Annotated in this window: 24 protein-coding genes and 3 pseudogenes; 10 read left to right on the top strand and 17 right to left on the bottom strand. The window is 30.4% G+C overall.

Annotation, left to right across the window (positions count from 1 at the left end):
• Positions 1-216: 216 nt before the first annotated feature.
• The 3 genes from GVY01_RS12405 to GVY01_RS12395 form a co-directional block, all read right to left on the bottom strand.
• Positions 217-459, bottom strand: a complete 243-nt coding sequence (locus GVY01_RS12405) for an AbrB/MazE/SpoVT family DNA-binding domain-containing protein (protein WP_159333805.1) — start codon at positions 457-459, stop codon at positions 217-219.
• Positions 460-845: 386 nt separating this feature from the next.
• Positions 846-1094 (bottom strand): CopG family transcriptional regulator, encoded by a 249-nt coding sequence (locus GVY01_RS12400; protein WP_159333804.1) that lies wholly within the window; start codon positions 1092-1094, stop codon positions 846-848.
• 119 nt (positions 1095-1213) lie between these two features.
• Positions 1214-2020: a ParA family protein gene (locus tag GVY01_RS12395; RefSeq protein ID WP_159333803.1), complete on the bottom strand. Its 807-nt coding sequence runs from the start codon at positions 2018-2020 to the stop codon at positions 1214-1216.
• 343 nt (positions 2021-2363) lie between these two features.
• Between GVY01_RS12395 and GVY01_RS12390 the strand changes: the two genes are divergently transcribed.
• Positions 2364-2834: a hypothetical protein gene (locus GVY01_RS12390; RefSeq protein WP_159333802.1), complete on the top strand. Its 471-nt coding sequence runs from the start codon at positions 2364-2366 to the stop codon at positions 2832-2834.
• A gap of 393 nt (positions 2835-3227) precedes the next feature.
• Here GVY01_RS12390 and GVY01_RS12385 read toward each other — a convergent pair whose 3' ends face one another.
• Together GVY01_RS12385 and GVY01_RS12380 are read right to left on the bottom strand one after the other, a co-directional pair.
• Positions 3228-3602: a hypothetical protein gene (locus GVY01_RS12385; RefSeq protein ID WP_159333801.1), complete on the bottom strand. Its 375-nt coding sequence runs from the start codon at positions 3600-3602 to the stop codon at positions 3228-3230.
• A 615-nt stretch (positions 3603-4217) separates the two neighbouring features.
• Positions 4218-4631 (bottom strand): replication initiator protein A, encoded by a 414-nt coding sequence (locus GVY01_RS12380; RefSeq protein ID WP_268893238.1) that lies wholly within the window; start codon positions 4629-4631, stop codon positions 4218-4220.
• Between the two features lie 442 nt (positions 4632-5073).
• On the opposite strand from GVY01_RS12380, the gene GVY01_RS12375 reads away from it, so the two are divergent.
• Complete coding sequence (locus tag GVY01_RS12375; RefSeq protein ID WP_017636236.1) at positions 5074-5937, top strand: replication initiation protein; 864 nt, start codon at positions 5074-5076, stop codon at positions 5935-5937.
• A 184-nt stretch (positions 5938-6121) separates the two neighbouring features.
• Here the strand turns inward: GVY01_RS12375 and pepG1 are convergent, their stop codons facing one another.
• The 8 genes and pseudogenes from pepG1 to GVY01_RS12350 form a co-directional block, all read right to left on the bottom strand.
• Positions 6122-6256 (bottom strand): type I toxin-antitoxin system toxin PepG1, encoded by a 135-nt coding sequence (gene pepG1 / locus GVY01_RS12760; protein ID WP_328803504.1) that lies wholly within the window; start codon positions 6254-6256, stop codon positions 6122-6124.
• 435 nt (positions 6257-6691) lie between these two features.
• Positions 6692-7048 (bottom strand): rhodanese-like domain-containing protein, encoded by a 357-nt coding sequence (locus tag GVY01_RS12370; RefSeq protein WP_064207393.1) that lies wholly within the window; start codon positions 7046-7048, stop codon positions 6692-6694.
• Positions 7045-7560 carry a MarR family winged helix-turn-helix transcriptional regulator gene (locus GVY01_RS12365; RefSeq protein WP_159333800.1) on the bottom strand — a complete coding sequence of 172 codons (516 nt, stop codon included), beginning with the start codon at positions 7558-7560 and terminating at the stop codon, positions 7045-7047. The genes GVY01_RS12370 and GVY01_RS12365 overlap by 4 nt, the downstream gene beginning before the upstream one ends.
• A gap of 147 nt (positions 7561-7707) precedes the next feature.
• Entirely contained in the window at positions 7708-8199 is a 492-nt protein-coding gene (locus tag GVY01_RS12695; protein ID WP_328803506.1) for a hypothetical protein, read from the bottom strand.
• Positions 8200-8205: 6 nt separating this feature from the next.
• Positions 8206-8610 (bottom strand): annotated as a pseudogene (locus tag GVY01_RS12690) (aspartate/ornithine carbamoyltransferase family protein); the annotation flags it as partial.
• 13 nt (positions 8611-8623) lie between these two features.
• Positions 8624-9514 (bottom strand): ThiF family adenylyltransferase, encoded by an 891-nt coding sequence (locus tag GVY01_RS12355; RefSeq protein WP_064597096.1) that lies wholly within the window; start codon positions 9512-9514, stop codon positions 8624-8626.
• Positions 9515-9654: 140 nt separating this feature from the next.
• Positions 9655-9852, bottom strand: coding sequence for a hypothetical protein (locus GVY01_RS12685; protein WP_236549882.1), 198 nt, complete (start codon positions 9850-9852; stop codon positions 9655-9657).
• Complete coding sequence (locus tag GVY01_RS12350) at positions 9822-10331, bottom strand: ArsR/SmtB family transcription factor (protein WP_236549881.1); 510 nt, start codon at positions 10329-10331, stop codon at positions 9822-9824. The genes GVY01_RS12685 and GVY01_RS12350 overlap by 31 nt, the downstream gene beginning before the upstream one ends.
• Positions 10332-10442: 111 nt before the next feature.
• Between GVY01_RS12350 and GVY01_RS12345 the strand changes: the two genes are divergently transcribed.
• The 6 genes and pseudogenes from GVY01_RS12345 to GVY01_RS12320 all read left to right on the top strand — a co-directional run bounded on the left by GVY01_RS12345 (position 10443) and on the right by GVY01_RS12320 (position 15230).
• On the top strand, positions 10443-11822 hold the full coding sequence (locus tag GVY01_RS12345) for an MFS transporter (RefSeq protein ID WP_159333799.1): 1380 nt from the start codon (positions 10443-10445) through the stop codon (positions 11820-11822).
• Between the two features lie 249 nt (positions 11823-12071).
• Positions 12072-12359: pseudogene (locus GVY01_RS12340) on the top strand (plasmid mobilization protein); the annotation flags it as partial.
• On the top strand, positions 12344-12529 hold the full coding sequence (locus tag GVY01_RS12335; RefSeq protein WP_159333798.1) for a hypothetical protein: 186 nt from the start codon (positions 12344-12346) through the stop codon (positions 12527-12529). The pseudogene GVY01_RS12340 and the gene GVY01_RS12335, both read left to right, overlap by 16 nt.
• Positions 12516-13346 (top strand): annotated as a pseudogene (locus GVY01_RS12330) (relaxase/mobilization nuclease domain-containing protein); the annotation flags it as partial. The gene GVY01_RS12335 and the pseudogene GVY01_RS12330, both read left to right, overlap by 14 nt.
• 74 nt (positions 13347-13420) lie before the next feature.
• Positions 13421-13663 (top strand): hypothetical protein, encoded by a 243-nt coding sequence (locus tag GVY01_RS12680; protein WP_236549879.1) that lies wholly within the window; start codon positions 13421-13423, stop codon positions 13661-13663.
• 703 nt (positions 13664-14366) lie between these two features.
• Positions 14367-15230 carry a replication initiation protein gene (locus GVY01_RS12320; protein WP_159333797.1) on the top strand — a complete coding sequence of 288 codons (864 nt, stop codon included), beginning with the start codon at positions 14367-14369 and terminating at the stop codon, positions 15228-15230.
• A 335-nt stretch (positions 15231-15565) separates the two neighbouring features.
• Here GVY01_RS12320 and GVY01_RS12315 read toward each other — a convergent pair whose 3' ends face one another.
• From GVY01_RS12315 to GVY01_RS12305, 3 genes are read right to left on the bottom strand one after another with little or no spacing between them, the layout of a single operon-like run.
• Positions 15566-16570 carry an NADP-dependent oxidoreductase gene (locus GVY01_RS12315; protein WP_159333796.1) on the bottom strand — a complete coding sequence of 335 codons (1005 nt, stop codon included), beginning with the start codon at positions 16568-16570 and terminating at the stop codon, positions 15566-15568.
• A gap of 3 nt (positions 16571-16573) precedes the next feature.
• Positions 16574-17239, bottom strand: a complete 666-nt coding sequence (locus tag GVY01_RS12310) for an NAD(P)-binding oxidoreductase (protein ID WP_159333795.1) — start codon at positions 17237-17239, stop codon at positions 16574-16576.
• A 21-nt stretch (positions 17240-17260) separates the two neighbouring features.
• The gene (locus GVY01_RS12305; protein WP_119622432.1) at positions 17261-17944 is read right to left on the bottom strand and encodes a type 1 glutamine amidotransferase domain-containing protein; all 684 of its coding nucleotides are present in this window, start codon (positions 17942-17944) and stop codon (positions 17261-17263) included.
• A 77-nt stretch (positions 17945-18021) separates the two neighbouring features.
• Here GVY01_RS12305 and GVY01_RS12300 point away from each other — a divergent pair, with 77 nt between their 5' ends.
• Complete coding sequence (locus GVY01_RS12300) at positions 18022-18357, top strand: MerR family transcriptional regulator (protein WP_159333794.1); 336 nt, start codon at positions 18022-18024, stop codon at positions 18355-18357.
• Positions 18358-18587: 230 nt separating this feature from the next.
• Here the strand turns inward: GVY01_RS12300 and GVY01_RS12295 are convergent, their stop codons facing one another.
• Complete coding sequence (locus GVY01_RS12295) at positions 18588-20246, bottom strand: glycoside hydrolase family 13 protein (protein WP_159333793.1); 1659 nt, start codon at positions 20244-20246, stop codon at positions 18588-18590.
• 312 nt (positions 20247-20558) lie between these two features.
• Here GVY01_RS12295 and GVY01_RS12290 point away from each other — a divergent pair, with 312 nt between their 5' ends.
• Positions 20559-21548: a LacI family DNA-binding transcriptional regulator gene (locus GVY01_RS12290; RefSeq protein WP_154895754.1), complete on the top strand. Its 990-nt coding sequence runs from the start codon at positions 20559-20561 to the stop codon at positions 21546-21548.
• The last annotated feature ends 93 nt before the right edge of the window (positions 21549-21641 follow it).

Here is a 21641-nt window from a genome sequence, read left to right as displayed (position 1 = left end):
TCATTCTTTTCAATCTTATATCTTGCTATATAGTTAAAATCATGCTCTATATCGTCCATATCATCGCCGTATTAAGATCACTTAAGTAAATCTTCCCCTTTATTTAAAAACATCTCTAAATAGCCATCTGAAACGTATATATATGATTTAAGTTAACATATTGTCTTAAGTCCATGGTAAATCTCCTCCTTGTTTATTTTGATTTTATATAAATTGTTAATTATTCACTAGATCTTTTAATGCATTATCATACTGCTTACTCACTTGATTAGCGATACTTAAAATATCACTTTCATTATCATCTGGTTTAACCGCTTCTAATATGATTTTTCCATTAACAACGTTAAAAGCAATATGCTGTCCTTCGACGACATCTAATGCTTTGATTACTTCTTTAGGTATCGTTAATACATTACTATTACCACTTTTTCTTAATTTTCTTGTATGAACCACCGTCATATGTACTACTCCTTCCTTTGATTATTAACTATGATTATTTCGGTATCGTTATGTGATTAATCTCCCTCTAACTCTTAAAAATAGGTTCTCTTTATACTTTTTGACCTACCATCATTCGCTCTATCATCGCATTCTATTATTTTGGCTTTTATATCCTTATATTTTTAGTATATCTGGATTAATTCTAAACGTGGTAGATATTTTTCTTCTATAACTTCCAAGTACACAACGTACACAAACAAAGCACATAGAAGCGGTATTGGTGTCGCTCCCATGTGCTTTGTTTGTGTACAGTTGACATCGGCTTAGTTTAATGATCTTAATAATCTTTTTACATATCTAAAGGTTAAATATACATTACACAATTAAATGTAACACTAGTTTGCCTATAATTGCTTTATAACCTCATTTAAAAACTCTGAAGATGATGAATAATTATTTTCTTCAACTAACTCATCTAGTTTTTTCCTAACTGAAGGCTGTAACATAAATTGATATCTCTGCTTCTTTTCTTTAATTTTATCTTTTTTTATCTCTATTTTTTTATATGATATATTGGGTGATACTGCATTTTCTAAAGCTTTTTCTATATTCTTTTCTTGATCGTTACTATCTTTTTTTTTATTAAAAGCCATTTTAAAGCTCCTTTCGCAATATATAATATACATGTGCATGTTTGTATGTGTGGGTGTACACAATATTGTGTGTTGACATTCAAGGATAAATTAAATATTCTCTTTTTAATTCATATTAATCAAGCATCTTTAATAGCTTCACAACTCTTTATAAATTGGTGAAAAAAACTTTTCTCCTTTAAGTATATTGAAGGCTCTTGTTTAAATGATACAATTGGCTTTTTCTCTAAAACACTGCGTGTAATTAATTCCTTATCAGGAAAATAAGTTATATAATCCTCTTGATTTTCAATGCTTTTTTTAAAATTAATTGATGATTTAGTATTATGTTTGACCATATTTCCAACGAAAAAAAGCTTAGCTGTGACATAGCTTTCTCGTGTCCTAAAGTCAATTAAGTCCTTCTTCAATTTATTAATACGATATGAAATGTTTGCATTCGAATCATCACTAAAGCCACTTGGCTTATTAGGAGAAATTACTTTATGGCTTACCACAATCGCATTTCTTGTTGATGTACTGAAATCGGGATGTGTATCAATAATAATATAGTCATATTGACCAATATTATATTCCTCATAGTAATCATCCAGCCACATATATAACTGCATGTCTTTTCCATCTGTCGTACTCATATGCTTCTCATACTCATCTAAACGTAAAAAGCCACTGATAAGATCTATATTATTATTAATACGGTGTATCTTAACTTTTTCTTCAATATGCAATGCATCTATTTTTTCGAATATAGATAAGACCGTATTCTTTTGATCATAAATTCCTAATATTTGAGATAAGTTGCATTGATGATCTAAATCTATCATTAAGACTTTATAGCCTAGATCAGATAAATAGCCAGAAAAGTTATAGGATAATGTTGTTTTACCTACTCCGCCTTTAACGGCTGCGAAAGTAATTATTTCCATTTGTACACCTCCGTCTTTATTTTAACATACACATACACACACGCATATACATATGTATATGCGTGCTAATAACTAAAAAATTCTCTACTATTATTTAAATTCATTGGCAACTACTGACGTATTTATCTATTACTAATATAAAAATAGTATTTTGTTTTATCTGATACAATATTAGCAAACAAAACATATATATTACCTAGAGCCGCTTCTATTTATTATATATAATTACTTTTTACTATGTAGACTACTCTGTTTATCTTTTAAATATATATTTTGACTTTTAACTTTATCCAATTTATAGTAATAAAATAAAAAAAGAAAGAAAGAGAGAAAGAGAGAAAAAATGGCAACTTTACCCAAAGAGGTTAGACAAAAATTAGAAGCTAATATTAATATTTATAAAGTAACTAGTAAGAACATATATTATACGGATGATTTCAAAATTAAAGCTGTAGAAGAATTAAACAATGGCAAAGACCCCGAAGATATATTTAGGGATGCCGGAATAGATGTAAGTATTCTTAGGCGATATCGTAAGGAAAAATACATAGAGGGTAGGTTACAAACATGGAATAGTCAGCAAATTAATATTAAAGAATTAAACAAAGAGAAAGATACATCAGCCTTTAAAACACAAGGAGAACTCTCTAAAATAGGTATATACTCTAAAATACTGTCTCAAGGAGAGCATATAATTGAAGAATTAGAAAAAATTGAAATTGAAATAAACAAACTAGACCTTAATAAAGAAAAATATCAACCTATTATTGATCTAACAAAAGAAGGAATAATTAGAGCAGTAAACAAAATATAAGGCTTTATATTTTATTATTACTTAGTTTCAGTAATAATATATACTGATTCCCCTTTAAGCAGACACATACACACATATATACACACCAACACGTTTATGTGTATATATGTGTGTATGTGTATTTTAGTCTGCTACCTTATATAAATCGTTTTACTACAGCAACTTAAGATTTTATATAGGACCTGTATCATTGATTCATACTCTTCTGAAAAGATTGTAAATAAAAAGAATAAATTCAATATATATTATAAAGACCTTATGTCTAAAATACGTAGCAAATAGACATACTAATAACGCCTAACCATAATTGCTAATGATGGTAATGTCTTTTACTAATTCAATTTATCCTTGCATTTCCTATGGTCCACTACTCGCAAATCTTATATTAGGTTATCAAAAAGGCATTTTCTTAGCCGTTGCGTATTGATTGGCGGCATGTAATTCGTTTGACGTTATTTGTTTTCTAATATTGCTATTCATCAATTGACTTGATGTCGTAATAACATTTGGTAAGTCACCAAATAAAGCCGTTTCAGGACTTTTTGTAATAACACCTCTGTTATAATCTTCTTCGTGTCTTTGAGTAAATGCGCCTTTGATACTTACAACTAGATAATTACATACTTCAGTCATCTTTTTATTGTCTTTTTTATGTTTTCGGTTTACACGGATTAATGCTTCTACAATTTCATTCTCTAAATCTTCAAGACGATAATTTGTTTCGTAGAGTTGATTATATTTATTTTTGGCGTCACAAATCACACTCATCGCACGCTGTGTTTCTTAGTCGTGTAATTAACAATAAGCGTACGGATAAAAGTCGGGAAATTCTTTAGTAATTGTTCTTTTAGCATTTTTTTCTCATCGATGAAATCAGGTAAGTATTGTTTGATGTATTTTTTGTAATAGCGTATTTGTTCTTTTAATGATTCATTTTCAGTTTTGAATGAGGCTGACTCTGATATATACTGTGCATTTATGTTTATAGTGTTACTAGAATTTTTAATATTACTAGATGACATATTTTGTTAATCAGATGCATTATTATTGTGATTATGTCCTTCCATATCGACATTATTTGCCCTATTTTGTTCAACATTTACATTATGACTTGAGACATAACTATCGTTTGTATCAACTTGTTTGATTACATTGTTTTTTTCTTTTTTTAGGCTTTAATACATAATAACGGTTTTATGTTTTGAAAATATGATTAATTGTAGTAGCTACATTACTCACGATTAATAGATTGTATTTGACTAAGATATTGATATGTTTTTTAGTGTATGCTTTGATTTGATGTTTAATGCGTCTATGAAGCGATTATAAGTATATTTTGTATATACTACACCGTGATTGTCCACAAAGCGTCCAGTTGTACGGCTATTTTTGATAGGAAGATATTGATTGATATGCCGCTTCAAATAAGAATTTAGGTAATTCGATATATGTGTATTTGTTGGATTTTGTCTCTTTATTATAATAATAGAATTGTTTATCCTCGATTTTAGGCATGTAGACGTAAAGACGTTGTTTACCTGTTTTTGAAGTAACATCAATAAGTCCTACTTTTATTAATTCTTTTTTGAATTTAGTGATTGTGTTCACACTGATTTTTAACATTTTCTTGAAATAATCGGTCTCAAATTCGATATACTGATAGCCATTTCTATCTACCTCGATAGTATCTTTATTCATTCGATATATCATCGTGTCTACAATTAACATATACATCGCTTTTGACTTCACATGAAGCCCTCTGTATTGTGGATCAAATAGTAAGAATTTGTATAATATTTGTAACTTACATAAATTTACATGTATTATACAGTATTTTAAATTTTACAATAGTGCTCTAATAATATACATATAAATAACAGTATAAGTACGAATGTATGTAACATGGTATTTATAGAAACCTTTTTCATAGTGGTTGCTGTCTCATAATCGCCGCCCTTTTTAATATATTTTTATAAATATTTTTAAAACCTTTTTAGGACTTGTTTGATGCTTAGAGAGACAATGGATTTAAGGTGTTAAAGGGAGTAGTTTTGCCACATTAAAGGCATAGTTTTGCCACATTAAAGGCATATTTTTTTTGTTGTTATGCCTATAGTTCTATGTTACTGTATAAACAAGCTTTAATACATAATATTATAGAATTTAAAAGGCATATTTTTGCCACATTAAAAGCATAGTTTTTTTGTTTTTATGCCTTTGTTGAAAGGAGAGTTATTATATGAGCGGAGAAACTGTTATTTACAAAAATGAAATGAATTTAGTTCCATTACGACGCTTTACTGCTACTGAAATTAACTTATTTTTTGCTATGTGTAATAAGCTCAAAGAACAAGATACTAATACACTTCATTTATCTTTTGATGAACTCAAAGAATTAAGTAATTACAGTCCAGAAACACGTAACATTAACAGGTTTGTAGATGATCTCCAAAGAGTTTACGATAAGATGTTAGATATCAGATATACTATTAGAACTGAAACAAAAATTAAAAAATTTGTCTTATTCTATAAGTATGAAATAGATATATCGGAAAAATATTTAGAAATTGCTACTTCTCCTGATTTAAAATATATCTTAAATTCAATTACGAATAACTTTACTAAATTTGAATTAAAAGAGATGACACACCTTAAATCTACCTATTCAAAAAATATGTTTAGATTACTTAAACAATATAAACATACTGGCTATATGAAGATTAAAATTGAAGACTTTAGAGAACGATTAGATATTCCAGAATCTTATAGAATGTCTAATATTAACCAATTTGTTTTAACACCGATTATCAAGGAGCTCTCTCCAATATTTAATAACCTCAATATCAATAAAATCAAAGCTAAAAAAGGACGTAAAATTGAATGGTTAGAATTTACTTTTGACTCTGAGAAACGCATTCACAGTAAACGACAACCTCAAATGGCGGATATAGGTAAGTCACGACAATATATAAGTCGTGAGAAAACACCAAAATGGTTAAAAGAACGCACATATGAAAAACAAACACAAAATGAGTATGATCCACAATTAGAGAAAGAACGAGAAGCCTTTTTAAAACAACTTGAAGTCGATTGGGAAGAATAGAAAAAGTTTACAAAAGATAGTATGAAAGATATAATTAAAGTAACAAATGAATTGCTAACTAGTATATACCAAAAAGACACAAGTGCTGATAACACTTGTGCCATAGTAAGCCCGTTAAAAAGACGGTGACTTTTCGGATATTACTTAATAACCATTCTTCCTACTCTGTCAAAAGTTGGGATGGTTATTTTTTTTGGCTTAATTTAATAAGCTCGATGATAAGACCGATGAACGTAATGAGGAAAATTCCAAATTGCAACATGGTAGTTATATCAACCAAGAGGCGTCTCCTTTCTAAAGATTTGATTGATACCATCATAGGCAGCACGCTCCTTATACTCAGATTAGCCACCATCGATCCAACTTGCTTACATTGATCATTATATAGATGTAAGTAAGTTTTTTAAAGTTGTGTTCAAATATATAACTTTTCAAGTATATGCAGGCATACAATATACATGCATACAATATGCGCGCATATTGTATGCAACAGCTAAACAAATATACAAGTAAACAAGTTTAATAGTTTACTATTAAATAAGTATACGCTATGTGTAGGTTACACAAGTGTAACTTACATAAATATACAAAAGTTCTCTTCATGAAAATGCATGAAAACGTGTGGTTAAGGGTATGTATAAAATGTGAATAGTCCATGAATTCACATAAAAGGGAGAAACGCTGATTTAACGGCGTTTCTCCCTTTTCCTTTAGTTAACATAATAAAGTCTTATAGGTAGTTAAAACGTATATATTATACATCTTCCAAAGGTAGTTTCATACCTTTCCAGCCTTCTAAAGCTCCAGCTAATTCATAAGCCTCATAATCATTTTTATATAATTCTAATAATGCTTCTTTTCCTAAAATAGTTCCGCCTGTCCAATCATAAACTACATAAATCGTATCTTTAGATAAAGTGTTCAATTGATTTTTTAAATCCTTAGCCGGTATTTCAATAGAATTTTTAATTTTATCTCCTTTAACTTCTTTTGGTGCATTTCTCACATCAAGAATAGTATATCTATTTTCACCACTTTCCATATCCTTAAGTACTTCATGATGATCAATGTAAAAACTTAAAAATGTCTCTAAAAAGTCTATTTTGTTCATAAAAAATCATCCTTTTCTAAATTAATTTTAAGTTTGTTTGCTAAGAAATATAGTTGTTCCTTTTCTTCTTCACTAAAATCAGAAAAAATATTTGAAACAAGTTCATAATTATATGGTAAAAATTCTTCTAATTTATTTAGCCCTTCACTAGTCAATTGTACATAGTTAGTTCTATTATCCTTTAACACTTTAACTCTTCTAATCCAATTTTGCTTTTCCAATCCCTTTAAAACACCGCTAATAGTTGATTTTTTACTACCAATTTTGCGGGACAAGTCTGAAGGTGATAAAATCATGTCTTTTTCATAAGACAACAACATCATTATCGTAAATTTACTTTCAGATAGCTCAAATTTTTGAAAAAGGAAATCATGATTTGATTTTATATTTTTATAAGCTTTTTGAATCTCAAAATACGTAAGTACAGAGGTAATATCTAAATTATCATACTCTTTTTTTAAATTTCTCAACTTATTGATTGAGGGGCTATCATATAGATAAAAATCTTCCAAAAAAACACTCCTTCAAAGTAGTTAGGCACCTAACTACTTTGAATATAACATTCTTTAATAAACTTTAAAAGTACTTTTAATTTACATAATTAATTATTATGGGTAGTTAGTTTGTATAACCTATTCATTTTATAAATAGCTATTAATTCAGTGTAAAAAATAATACAAAAGAGACATTCTTATTAATAAACCATTATATGCTTGTTTAGTAAATATCACATTATCCATGTCGTCTGTATCTGAAGAAAGTTCAGCTTCTCTTGGTCCAGGACTTAGAATAGGGATCCTATTCTTATCATTAAACTTTTCTTTAGATACTATCAAATTATTTTCTAATGATGGTTTTTCATCAACTTTTTCTGAATAAGCAGAATTAAAATCTGGCAGTTCAAAAGGTATGATATCTAATATATCTGCTTGCTCTAATACTCTTTCTACATTATGGACTATAGAGTAATCAGTATTTTTTAATAAATTTAGAATATCGCTATTTAATTCTTCTCCATTTGGCAATAGAAATATAATTTTCTTAATATCAAACTTTTCTAAACCTATAACAATAGAACGAATCACTCTACAATTAATATCTCCGCCTATTCCTATAACTTTATCTTCTAAACCATTTAATTCTTTTGACATCGTATATAAATCTAATAAAGCTTGTGTAGGGTGCTCATTTGTTCCATCTCCAGCATTAATCATAGGAGTATGGGTGACCTACGATGCTTTTTCAACAGTATAATTTTGAAAATGACGCATAACCATGATGTCTGAATACTGTTCAATATATTTAATAGTATCTGACATACTCTCGTCAAAATAATCATCAGTGCGTGCTACTTTAGGTCCACCCATATCTATGACTTGTCCACCTAATCGATACATGGCACTTGTAAAACTCATTCTAGTTCTGGTACTTGGTTGATAAAAAAGTGTAGCAAGAATTTTACCTTCTAAATCCTTAATTACTTTTCCATTTTTTAAAGCTTTTTCATAATAATCTGCTTTTTCAAAAATAGTATTAATATCAGTAAGATTCACATTCTTCATCGATAATAAGTTATTAATCAATTTTATTTTCCTCTCTTTCTACAATTTTTGTTTCCCAAGAGGCTGAATCAAACATAGAATAACTTGGAGTTGACGGTAATTCTTTATATTCTGGAATATCTTTCAGACCAGTTATTTCAAAACTCAATCTTTCTACTAAAAGACCTTGAGCTAAAGGGGGACATCCAGCAAAGATAGGGCATTCTTTATTATTAATTAACCAATCATCTAATCTTTCTTTGGATGGAAATTGAGGGTATTCTGGAAAAAGAGAATAAACTATTTTTCTTGTATTTTTTTCATCTAGCTCTGAACCTGGCTTGATATCAAAATAATCTTCAGCTGACATTGAATCTTTAGTCCATTTAAAGAAGAAAGCTCTATGACCAAATACTGGCACAGTTAACATAAATTTACATCTTTCATTCTTTTGAAAAGCTCTATGTAATGCATAGCGAGCTTCTAATTCAAATAATTCAATTTTATCTAAAACATAATCACAACCTTCTACAAAATCATCAGCAGTATTATTATTAATACCTTCAGGATAAACATCAACATTTACATCTCTTGAAATATTAAATATAGATTCTCCAACTACTTCTGCCTTATTTCTTCCAAGATTATCCAAAGATGCACCAAATTGTCTATTAATATTAGAAAGCTCAAAATAATCTGGATCTGCTACTTTTATATGACGAACTCCTAATCTTACTAATCTTTCGGCTACAGCACCACCTATACCACCACAACCGGCAATGCCTATTACCACTTCACTAATTTTATTTTGACGCTTTTTGGCTTCTTCATCAGTATTTCCTAACCAACCTAAATTTCGCTTAACTCTTTCCCAATATCGTTTTTCATCAAAATCTGCAGTATGTTTAATCACTTTAGAATTCATTATGAAACTCCAAAATATAATATTTTATAACAACTACATCACTCGACACAGAAAAAATTAAAATATAAGTGGTTTAATACACTTTCAATAAGTACATAATCATAAAAGCACTTTATTTGTCAAAATATTTCGTTTTTTTATTATGGGATGTTCATATTTAGATATGTCTTGAAAGCACTTTTTCCTTTTTTGGTTAAATTAAGACATCGATTAATTTCACTATTCTCTATCCAAGATAATTCGATCATTTTTTCAGTTATTTGTAATGCAACCGGTCCTGCCATATGATTTTTTCTTTCAGTCCAATCTATATGCTTTGGAATAGATTTAGAATACATGCTTTTTTCTGTTTCCATTCCAATTTTTTTAACCAATTTTTTCCATTTTGAGTCAATTTATAACATTCTCCTTTTTCTTTAAGATAATCATTTTCTAATAAAGCTTCAGTAAATTTAACCCCTATTTTCCCAGCAATATGACCATAACAAGTGCGTATATACGACAACTTTTCTTTTTTTGTTGTTTCTTTTAACGATTTGCTATTCATAGGAGGAGATATAACAGATAAAGCATTGATTGCATCAATGACTTTGTCATTATCAATTTTATAATAGCGATGTCGTCCCCATGTATTAACTGAAATAAAATTAGCTTCTACTAGTTTTGAAAGATGTTCACTAGCTGTTTGAGGTTTTACACCAGCTAATTTAGCTAATTCTCCAGCTGGAAGAGCTATGCCACTAGATAATTCAATTAACATAGTTAAACGTGTCTTATGTCCAATAAGGAGAATATTATCAGAAAAATTTTCATACATATAATACACCCTTTCTGTTAGTACAATTTAATCATACCCATATAATATTTCGGTGTTAAGCGAAATATTATATGGGTATGATTAAATTAGTTAAATGAGGAGGTATTATAGATGAATTCTTCTAAGTATTTCGATCATTTAGTTGTTTTTACAGCAGGAATAGGAATGTTTTTATCCACCCTTGATAGCGGAATTATAAATGTCGCATTACCTACTTTATCTAAATCTTTTAATGTTGATACTTCTTTTATTACTTGGAGTGTCACACTATATACTTTATTATTAACAGGCACAATTATAATATTTGGGAGACTAAGCGATAAATACAGTCGTTTAAATATATATAGTTTAGGATTAACTATTTTTTTAATAGCTTCTATTTTATGCGGTTTTTCAAACAACGTCATACAATTAATCGTTTTTCGTGGTTTACAAGGTATAGGTGCAGCAATGTTACAAGGAACTGCTACAGCTATTATTACTACAACCATTCCTGAAAATAGACAAGGTTCTGCGTTAGGAACGTTAAGTATTCTATTAGGAATAGGTCCTGTTTTAGGTCCAAGTATTGGAGGTCTTTTAATATCTGTAGGTAATTGGAGATGGATATTTTGGGTCAATATTCCCTTTATATTTATCGGTTTAATCGGCTGTTTATTTTTAAAAAGATATATTAAAGAACAAAAAAGTATGTCTATCCATTTAGATATACGTGGAAATTCATTATTATTTCTATCTATCTTTTGTTTATTAATAAGTTTAACATCTTGGTCTTATCACTCAATTTTTAATATATCAGTATATGGCAATTTCCTAATCTTTATTGTTTCTTTTTGCCTATTTATTATATGGGAGTTAAAAACGAATCATCCTATCATCGATTTACGTTTATTCAAGAATGTATCATTTTCATCTCCAATATTTGCAATATTTGTATTTGGAGGTACAACATCTTTAGGTTTTATCATTCCTCCATATATTTTAGAAAAGATTAATCATCTTTCATCTTGGCAAATAGGATTAGTTAACCTTGCTTCTCCTTTAGGATTAGTACTTATTTCAAAAATATCTGGTAAATTAATTTCTCGCATTGGCAATATTGTATTAATGACTACAGGACTAATTATTATGATTGTGGCATATACAAGCCTAGGATTATTACAATATATATTAAATCCAGTGACAATAAGCTTGTTATTACTAATATATGGTATAGGAGGAGGGTTTTTCCTACCGTCTAATACTTCAGCAATAATGGGAACTGTATCTCAAGATATGCAAGGTACTGTTGGAGCTACACAAAGAATGGTTCAAAATATAGGTATTGCTTTTTATACAGCAGTTACTTCATTATTTATCAGTAATTCATCAAATTCAGATAAACTCATAGAAGGGTCAAGTCATGCATGGTTATTTGCATCAATAACACTCTTTTTAGCATTATTACCTTTTTTATTAAAAATATTAAAGACTAAATATGAACCTAATTAATATATTTATAACAAATAATACTTCTTTTTCTTTATTATTAGTGGCTATCAATTAGACACTATTTTTTCGTTAGAAAAAATCCTAAGGGGCTTGGGGATAATCCCCAACAAGCAGGCGTCGCTACCACGTAAGTGGCTAGCAAAGCCAATGCTTGCCCAAACCACTATAACGACTTGATTAATTTTACTTTACAGGGTAAAGCAAAATTATATTAAGGAGTTATCTTTCGAAGAAAGCGTGGTGGGATGTGTGAGCGAATCCGAATATTTAAAGTTAAAGAAGTCGGCTGAAACTTTAAATATGAGTGTGCCTTCTTTCGTTAAGAAAAAGGCACAAGGCAATCGATTGGTCGCACCGAAATTTGATAAAGAAACGCGACAATCGATTGCGAAAGATTTAATTAAGTTAGGCGCAAATGCGAATCAGATTGCTAAATATTGTAATCAACATCAATATGACGCACCGAATTATGAGGCATTAGAACATAATATTAATGAATTACGTGAAAGGTTGAATGACATATGGGAAAGAATTTAGAAATAGTAACGAGCTTATTTGTATTAATACTTGCTATAGGCTTTTCAATTTGGAATTTTTATAACCATTCATATACAACAGCCATAATTATGTTAGTTATTGGAGTAATCAATATTGGTTATTTAATTCAAGAAATAATAGAAAAACGACGTGATGATTGCAACAACTAAATTAAGTGCCACCAAATCAACATCACGGGCGATCAATTACGCTGAAAAACGTGCCATTGAAAAAAGTGGTTTAAATTGTGATGTAGACTATGCGAAATCGAGTTTCAAACCCACTCTTGAGTTATATAGCAAAACGGACGGTAATCAAGGTCATGTGATTATCCAATCGTTTAAACCTGACGAAGTCACGCCTGAACAATGTAATCAGCTAGGTTTAGAACTTGCTGAGAAAATGGCGCCCAATCATCAAGTCACTGTCTATACACACAATGATACGGATCATGTACACAACCATATTGTGATTAATGCTATTGATCTTGAGACAGGGAAAAAATTTAACAACAATAAACAAACCTTACGTGATTTAAGAGATTTTAATGATGAGGTGTGTCAAGAACATGGTTTAAATGTGCCAAAGAAAGACACAGCACGTTTACGTTATACACAAACGGAAAAAGCCATTGCCCACCCTAATACGAAATCAACTGTCCAATATTCATGGAAAGATGAAATCAGAGAGGCGATAGACCAATCACAAGCAACGAATATGGATGAATTCAAAGACCATTTAAACCAACATGATATTGAAATTGAACGTGTCACACTCAAAAGCATTACCTATCGACATTTAGCCGAAAATAAAAAGGTGCGTGGGCGTAAACTCGACGAAGATTACAATAAAGGAGGTATCGAAGGTGGCTTTGAAAGACAAATTCAACGACGAAGACAACAAGAACGAGACTCAGACACTGACTTCCAGCCAAAACGACCAACTTCAAACCATGATGAATCAACTGAACGAGATACAAGCATCACGAACAATTATTAACGACGATCGAGACCACGGCCTCGAACTTTAATCAAGCAACTCAAACGAACGAAAAACGATTTATGAGTGCAGCGAGACATTATGTACAACGCATTGATACTGATAATTTAAAACAAGATTTTGAACAAGCGATACAAAAAGAACTCAATGACGTAAAAACAGAAACACAAAACATGGTTAAAGAAATGAAAAGCAATCAAGCAGACCTTCAAAAAGCGAATAGCGAATATAAAAAGACAATAGATGAGCGAATTAAAAAAACGAAACAGCTGTTAAACAATATGATCAAGCATTTAATCGTTTAACCAAAGGGATTACTGTTATGTTTTTCATTTTTGCTTTAACTATGGTCGCATTTTTAGTCTTAAATCTCTTAGGTGACTTGTTAGGTGTTCATCATTTTTACGAATGGATTAACTATGTATTAAAAACCGAGCATTCAGCATGGCGTTATTTCATTCTTTTACTTTATCTTGTCCCTTATCTCTTATTTGGATTGCTTATATATACCATTTTAAGAGCGTATAAGAGTATTTAATTAATAAGTATATAATTCAGGATAAAGATGCTATATAAAGCTTAAATTAGGCTTAAAATAAAAAAGTTGCTATCAGAAATGAAATTTTGTTTCTGATAGTAACTTTTTTAACACTTTTTTCTTTTGAATTTATGAGGGGTGAATTGCCCCTAACTTTTTAATATCTTTTTATAAATCTTTTTAAAACCTTTTTAGGAGGTACTTTAGACATAGAGTGCCAAGGAGTTTAGAATTTTAAAGGCATAGTTTTGCCACATAAAAGGAGTAGTTTTGCCACATAAAAGGCATAGTTTTGCCACATAAAAGGCATAGTTTTGCCACATAAAAGGAGTAGTTTAAATATCATCACTCCTTTTATTCATTGACGCCGCTATAAAAGTGTTTTATGCTTATATTCAATTGGTATAAGGGAGTATTTATTTTTTTAGTACTCCTTTATATGATGCAGTTACTGATGGAGTGATAATAAAATGTCTGGTGAAACAGTTGTATATAAAAATGATCTAAACCTTGTCCCATTAAGAAAATTTACAAGCATAGAAATTAATTTGTTTTTTGTGATGTGCAATAAGTTAAAAGAACAAGACACCTATATGTTACATTTGGCTTTTGATGAATTAAAAGAATTAAGTAACTATAACCCTAAAACGCGTAATATTAATAGGTTTGTGAAAGATTTGGATGATGTATACAAAAAAATGTTGGAATTGACAATTAAGTATGAAGATGATGACATCATAGAGCGCTTTGTGTTGTTTAATCATTATAGAATTCATAAAAAGGAACAATATTTAGAGATTTCAACATCTCCTAATCTAAAGCATATACTTAATTCAATTACGAATAATTTTACAAAATTTGAACTAGAAGAAATGACGACGCTTAAATCAACGTATTCTAAAAACATGTTTAGAATACTTAAGCAGTTTAAACATACAGGTTATTTAAAAATAAAAATAAATGATTTTAGAGAGCGATTAGATATTCCAACATCGTATAGAATGACCGATATTAATAAGAATGTATTAAAACCTATTATTAACGAACTCAGTTATATTTTTAAAGCGTTAAAGATACATAAAGTTAGAGCAAAAAAGGGACGCAAAATAGAATATCTAGAATTTATATTCGAACCTGAAAATCGTATTTATAATAAAAAGTATGTTAAAAGTAAAAATACTGTCGGTTCAAGACAATATATTAGTAGAGAAAAAACACCCTCATGGTTAGAAAATCGAACATATAATAAAGAAGATAAAATTGATATAGATCCTCAATTAGAAAAGGATCGGGAAGCTTTTTTAAAGCAACTTAAAATTGATTGGGATGAGTAACAGTAGAAATAATAAGCATAGATACACTGATATCATGATCTAATACTTCTTGGGAGAAAAAGCCTTGTTCTAAAAGAACAAGGCTTTATAAATATGAATGCTTATTATCTAATTTTCATTTTCCCAGAATATAATATTGAAAACATTTATTGACTCACTAACGTCTCTCTATTTTATTCTTATAAACAGTTTGTTAGGTAAATTATAACACTAGTTAGTGGAGCATTGTAAAATAGAATAAATAATAATGATTAAGAAGATAAGATATTTAAATACTCTTAATTGGTGATAATATATACAACTCATTTATAACAATTGGTGTTGCAATTTTTGCACTATTCTTCTTTGATTTTGACAACTTGTTTACCGAAATTCTCACCTGTAAATAACTTTCTGAATGCAGAAGGTAAATTGTCAAAACCTTCATCTATCGTCACTTCAAATTTAATTTTACCTTCAGACACCCATTGTGCGAGTTGTTCGCTTGCTTCTTTAAAATGATCAGCGAATTGTGCTACTACAAATCCTTGCATTAATGCTTGATTTTTAATCAACGTTCCTTGGATACGTGGCCCAATATCGTCATTTTCATTATTATATGCTGAAATTGCACCACATACCGGAACGCGTGCAAATCGATTTAAGTGTTTAAACACTTCATCAGAAATTGTGCCGCCTACATTTTCAAAATACACATCAATACCATCTGGTACAGCTGCTTCGAGTTGCTGCGTAAAATCATCTTGTTTATAATCAATGGCCGCATCAAATCCTAATTCATCTGTTAAATATGCTGTTTTCTGCTTACCACCAGCAATACCGACAACTTTTGCGCCTTTAATCTTAGCAATTTGTCCTACGACAGAGCCTACCGCACCGGATGCAGCTGACACGACAACCGTCTCGCCAGATTTTGGTTGACCAATTTGAAGCAATCCTGTGTAGGCCGTCATTCCCGGCATGCCTAAAACACTTAAATATAAATGTAATGGTACATCTTTTGATGGCACAGGGGTCACATCGTCTCCATTCACTGTATTTATCTTTTTCCATGGTAATATGCCTGTGACATAATCGCCAACAGATAGACGTTCATCGTTCGATTGTGTGACTTTTCCAACAATATGACCTTGTAATGGCTCATTCACTTGGAAAGGTTGAACATAACTTTTTGTATCATTCATTCTGCCTCTCATGTAAGGATCTACAGATACATAAATGGATTCTACTTGAACCTCACCTGCATGTGGTTCTCGAGTTTCTATTGTTTCAAATCTAAATACATCGTCTTGAGGGATACTTTGTGGTCGTTTTGCAAGTACAATTTGTTGATTATTCATTTATTACTCCTCCAGATATTTAGTTATTGCGTCTGATAATGACAAGTCACCATTGATGATTTGGAATTCGTGACCTTGTAATGCTTCATCAGTTAATACAGAAACAAGCACTTCTGCTACATCTTCTCTTGTAATAGACGGATTTTGTACATTTTCAAATTGCTCACTCATATTGAATTGTTGCGTTTCATGTTCGTTTGTTAAAGCGCCTGGATGCACGATGGTATATTTTAAATTTGCATGTCTTAAGTAGTCATCCGCATAATGTTTTGCAATGGTATATGGTTTCAAGTCGCCTGACGCATCAAACGCTTCTCGACGTGAGTCGTACGTTGATACCATAATAAAGTGTTGATGACCGACGTGTTCACTTGCTTTAATTGCTTTCACTGCACCGTCTAAATCTACAATGATTGTTTGATCGTCACCTGTGCTCCCACCAGAACCAACGGAAAAAAGGATTTGATCATACGGTTTAAATAATTCTGTTAATTCATCAATAGACTGTTTTGCGACATCAATGTAAGTTGCATCGATACCATCTGCTTTTAAAGATTCAACTAGTTCTTCTTTTCTAACACCGGCAGTAAAATCAACATCTCGTGCTTTCAGTTTACGTATAAGATGTTGACCGACGCCACCATTAGCGCCAATAATTAATGATTTCATGTATATCGCTCCTTTATGAAATTATTGATTAGCTAAGATTTTTAAAGCATGTTCAGCAACAGCATGTCCTGATTGAGGATTTTGACCAGTCACAATGCGACCATCTACGACTGCGAAATTGCTCCAGTCATCCTCTTTTTTAAAATGTGCACCGTTACTAATGAATTCGTCTTCTAATAAATATGGCATGTATTCAGTTGTACCATTTGCTTGTTCTTCACTATTTGTAAAACCAGTCACGTCTTTATGATGAACGAGGTAATCCCCATTTTCTTTAATGTCGAGTAGACCCGCCGCACCATGACATACAGAAGAGAGAACGCCTTGGTTATTGTAAATACTTAACGCAATGTCGTTAAGTTCTTTGTTATTTCTAAAATCCCAAATCGCACCATGTCCACCTGCAAAGTAAATAGCTTGATAGTTGCTAGGATTAACCTCTTTTGGAGATAATGTTTGTCCAAATTTATTCATATAATTATGATCTGTGTAGTATTCCCAGTCCTCAGCTCCCATCATTTCAGGGCTAAGACTGATAGGATCAAGAGGCACATATCCACCGTTCGGACTTACGAAATCAACATCATAACCTGCGTCATAGAAATCTTTCGCAAAATGCGTAACCTCTGAGAACCACGCACCCGTAGGTCTGTCTAAATTATCGTATTTCGCAATGTTTGTTACAACAATTAAAGCTTTTTTCATTGTATTTCCTCCTCATTCATGTTTATATAGAGTACAATATCAGTTAAACCTTGATTTAAGAGAAAGGATATGCTTACATGAAACAATATTACATTGAATATGTCTCAGATTATTGCAAAATACCTAAAAGCAAACTACGTTATTACGAGAAAAAGAATATATTGAAACACATCCATAGAGACAGCAATAACAAGCGTTTATACACAGACGACGATATCGAAATGATTAAATTTATCCAGTGTCTAAGGAATTTAAATATGCCATTAAAAGAAATTCAAAAAAACACTGACATGCTCTATCAAAATAAAATAGACATACAAAGTATACTTGGAGCACACCTTGAATTCTTGAATAAACAAAGAAATATGATAAGTGAACACATTTCTCTAATTGAAAAAAAATTGAAAATATAGAATGCTTAGAGCTATCAATTGTATGATTTTCTTGATATAAAGATTAATTTAAGAATAAAAATATGATTATTCACATAGTATAGGAGACTTTATTAATACTCAATTTAAAAGTCAGACAAAAAAGGTAAATAATATATAATTTAAAAAATCCAAACCCACTCAAATTAAAATTTATATTGTTATGAGTGGGTTTGAATTTTGGATATTTGTCAACTGAATAAATTTATTAACTAAATCATAGCAACAAATGCTTCATAGGGTTTTATATTATCTGTATTAATTTCAGTATCATAGTTATGCAATTTTAAATCGCCCTTGTTTAATTTAAGATCAGTTTTTAGACTTGCTGTTTGATTTGTTAGATTACCGACAATGACTGCTGTTTTATTACTTAATGTGCGAGTATATGCAAAGATACTGGAATTTTCTGAATCAATTAAGTTGAATTCTCCATACGTAAAGGTGGCATCTGATTTTTTAAGTTGAATTAAATCTTTGTAAAATTGCAATATAGAATGATCATCCGCTTCTTGTTGTTCGACATTAATTGAAACGTAGTTAGGGTTGACTGGGAACCAAGGTTCAACATTAGAGAAACCAGCATAATCTTCATTATTCCATTGCATTGGAGTTCGAGAATTATCTCTGTTTTCCATGCGGTGTTTCTCTAATAATGCATCAGTGTTTCCGCCTTCTTCTTTAACCATAAGGTATTCATTTTTAACAGATACATCGTTAAATTGCTCTATACTTGTAAACGGAAAGTTCGTCATTCCAATTTCTTGTCCTTGATAAATAAATGGTGTGCCTTGTTGTAGAAAGTAAACAACCGCATGACTTGTAGCTGATTCATACCAATATTTATTATCATTTCCCCATGTAGATACACGACGCGGCTGATCATGGTTTTCGATGAATAGTGCATTCCATCCAGTATTTTCAAGTTTTTTTTGCCAACGGTTCAATACCTTTTTATAAGTTTTAACATCGAAATGAGATTGTCCTGTATTCCATAAGCCTAAATGTTCAAATTGGAAAATCATATTAAATTTACCATTTTCTCTTCCAACCCATTCGTCAGCATTATCGGGATTTACTCCATTTGCTTCACCGACAGTCATAATATCATACTTACTTAATGATTCATCTTTGATTTGTTGTAACCAATCTTGAAGACCAGGGCGGTTCATATCAGCATCAAAAGCCGGGGCATATTTTTTACCTGGAGGAACGGGTAAATCTCCCATTTCCCAAGATTTTTTAAGATGCGTAATTGCATCTACACGAAAACCATCAATACCTTTATCGAACCACCAATTCATCATGTCTATAACTGCATTTCGTACTTCAGGGTTTTCCCAATTTAAATCGGGTTGTTTAACACTGAATAAGTGAAAATAATATTGTCCTGTATTTTCATCAAATTCCCAAGTTGAACCATTAAAGATACTTTCCCAGTTATTAGGTTCAGAACCATCATCCTTCGGATCAGCCCAATAGTACCAATCACGTTTAGGACTATTTTTACTTGAACGAGATTCAATAAACCAAGGATGTTCGTCTGAAGTATGATTGACTACAAGATCTAAAATTAGTTTCATTCCTTTCTGATGGACCTTATCTAAGAGCTCATCAAAATCTTCCATAGTTCCAAATTCTTTCATAATGGCGTGATAATCGCTGATATCATAACCGTTGTCATCGTTAGGAGAAGCATACATTGGACTTAACCAAATAACGTCAATCCCTAATTCTTTTAAATAATCTAATTTTTGAATTACTCCACGTAAATCACCGATACCATCATTGTTAGAATCATTGAAGCTACGAGGATAAACTTGGTATGCGACAGCTTCTTTCCACCATTGTCTATCTTTAATTTCTGTCATAATTCTCGCTCCTTATCGTTTTATGTTATTACAATGACTAAAATATTAGTATGCTTTATGTTTATTTTTAGCCATTTAAATATAGAAATAACAATTTAAAATCTAATCGATTACATTTTAATGTATCAAGTTTTTGAGTTTTTGTAAACGATTACATTAAAGCCAGTTATGTTATATAATAAGTTTAGCTAATTTAGCTCGAATTATATTTAGAAAAATATCTCATTTATTTAGTATTAGCTAAGAGTGAATGCTAGTATAATAACTTTTTTCTAATCAAAGTTGTATATATTGAACAAGGGGGATTCAAGAGTGACAAATATAAAAGACGTGGCTGAACTTGCAGAAGTGTCAACAGCAACAGTTTCAAGAGTATTAACAAATACCGGGAATGTATCTATAAAAAATAGAAAAAAAGTTTTAGATGCTGTAGAAAAATTAAATTATTATCCTAATAGTATTGGAAGACAGTTAAGAAAAATGGAAACTAAGACTATTTTAGTTGTAGTACCTGATATTACTAATCCTTTTTTTACAAATATGCTGAGAGGAATTGAAAGTATAGCTGGAAAGAAGGGATATCAAATTCTTTTGGCTGATGCTCAAAAGAAGAAAGTAAATAATTATTTTAAATACCTTTATGAGAGGCAAGTAGACGGTATGATCCTATTAACATCAAAGTTAAGTTTAAGAACAATGAAAGATATTTATGATAAATACCCAATAGTGTTAGCATGTGAAACAAGCACAAGTTTAGATATCCCTACAATATCAATTAATAACGTTGAAGCGGCAGAAACAGTTACAGATTTTCTTATTAATTTAGGGCAAAAGAAAATAATACATGTTACAGGATCATTAGATAGTATTTTGGGGAAAAAGCGTTTATTAGGATTTGAAAATAAAATGAGACAGTATAATTATCCAGTTACTAAGGAAACAATTATTGAAGGGGATTTTTCTTTAGAATCAGGATATAAAATTGCAAGACATATTTTAAGTATGAAAGATAGACCAACAGCTATTTTTGCAGCTAATGATGAAATGGCCATTGGAATAATTAAAGTGTTGAGAAAACATAAGATAAATATACCGACAGATATTTCTGTTGTAGGGTTCGATAACATTAAATTAGCTGAAATCATTGAACCTGGACTTACAACCTATTCGCAACCTAATTATGAAATCGGAGAAAAAGCAATGGAGTTGTTAATAGAGATTATAGATAAAAAAGCAATAGAAAGAAAAAATATAATTTTAAATGGTAAGTTAATAGAAAGAAAATCAACTATATCCAAATAAATTGTAATCGTTTACAAAATCACTTTCATATGTTATTATCTGTAAGTAATCGATTACATAATTAACGAAGACTAATGTGTGTAGAAAATATTA

The organism is Staphylococcus sp. 8AQ, from assembly GCF_902506595.1.
Lineage (GTDB): Bacteria > Bacillota > Bacilli > Staphylococcales > Staphylococcaceae > Staphylococcus > Staphylococcus pasteuri.
The sequence above is the reverse complement of the archived record's forward strand: the minus strand, read 5'-3'. Positions and strand labels throughout refer to the sequence as shown.

Coding starts and splice junctions, on each gene's coding strand:
- GVY01_RS12315 (WP_159333796.1), bottom strand. CDS start 16,570: ATGAATAATCAACAAATTGTACTTGCAAAACGACCACAAAGTATCCCT.
- GVY01_RS12390 (WP_159333802.1), top strand. CDS start 2,364: ATGGCAACTTTACCCAAAGAGGTTAGACAAAAATTAGAAGCTAATATT.
- GVY01_RS12335 (WP_159333798.1), top strand. CDS start 12,344: ATGGGAAAGAATTTAGAAATAGTAACGAGCTTATTTGTATTAATACTT.
- GVY01_RS12405 (WP_159333805.1), bottom strand. CDS start 459: ATGACGGTGGTTCATACAAGAAAATTAAGAAAAAGTGGTAATAGTAAT.
- GVY01_RS12355 (WP_064597096.1), bottom strand. CDS start 9,514: ATGAATTCTAAAGTGATTAAACATACTGCAGATTTTGATGAAAAACGA.
- GVY01_RS12345 (WP_159333799.1), top strand. CDS start 10,443: ATGAATTCTTCTAAGTATTTCGATCATTTAGTTGTTTTTACAGCAGGA.
- GVY01_RS12695 (WP_328803506.1), bottom strand. CDS start 8,199: ATGTCAAAAGAATTAAATGGTTTAGAAGATAAAGTTATAGGAATAGGC.
- GVY01_RS12400 (WP_159333804.1), bottom strand. CDS start 1,094: ATGGCTTTTAATAAAAAAAAAGATAGTAACGATCAAGAAAAGAATATA.
- GVY01_RS12305 (WP_119622432.1), bottom strand. CDS start 17,944: ATGAAAAAAGCTTTAATTGTTGTAACAAACATTGCGAAATACGATAAT.
- GVY01_RS12685 (WP_236549882.1), bottom strand. CDS start 9,852: ATGTATTCTAAATCTATTCCAAAGCATATAGATTGGACTGAAAGAAAA.
- GVY01_RS12350 (WP_236549881.1), bottom strand. CDS start 10,331: ATGTATGAAAATTTTTCTGATAATATTCTCCTTATTGGACATAAGACA.
- GVY01_RS12300 (WP_159333794.1), top strand. CDS start 18,022: ATGAAACAATATTACATTGAATATGTCTCAGATTATTGCAAAATACCT.
- GVY01_RS12320 (WP_159333797.1), top strand. CDS start 14,367: ATGTCTGGTGAAACAGTTGTATATAAAAATGATCTAAACCTTGTCCCA.
- GVY01_RS12680 (WP_236549879.1), top strand. CDS start 13,421: ATGAGTGCAGCGAGACATTATGTACAACGCATTGATACTGATAATTTA.
- GVY01_RS12375 (WP_017636236.1), top strand. CDS start 5,074: ATGAGCGGAGAAACTGTTATTTACAAAAATGAAATGAATTTAGTTCCA.
- GVY01_RS12385 (WP_159333801.1), bottom strand. CDS start 3,602: ATGAGTGTGATTTGTGACGCCAAAAATAAATATAATCAACTCTACGAA.
- GVY01_RS12395 (WP_159333803.1), bottom strand. CDS start 2,020: ATGGAAATAATTACTTTCGCAGCCGTTAAAGGCGGAGTAGGTAAAACA.
- GVY01_RS12370 (WP_064207393.1), bottom strand. CDS start 7,048: ATGAACAAAATAGACTTTTTAGAGACATTTTTAAGTTTTTACATTGAT.
- pepG1 (WP_328803504.1), bottom strand. CDS start 6,256: ATGATGGTATCAATCAAATCTTTAGAAAGGAGACGCCTCTTGGTTGAT.
- GVY01_RS12295 (WP_159333793.1), bottom strand. CDS start 20,246: ATGACAGAAATTAAAGATAGACAATGGTGGAAAGAAGCTGTCGCATAC.
- GVY01_RS12310 (WP_159333795.1), bottom strand. CDS start 17,239: ATGAAATCATTAATTATTGGCGCTAATGGTGGCGTCGGTCAACATCTT.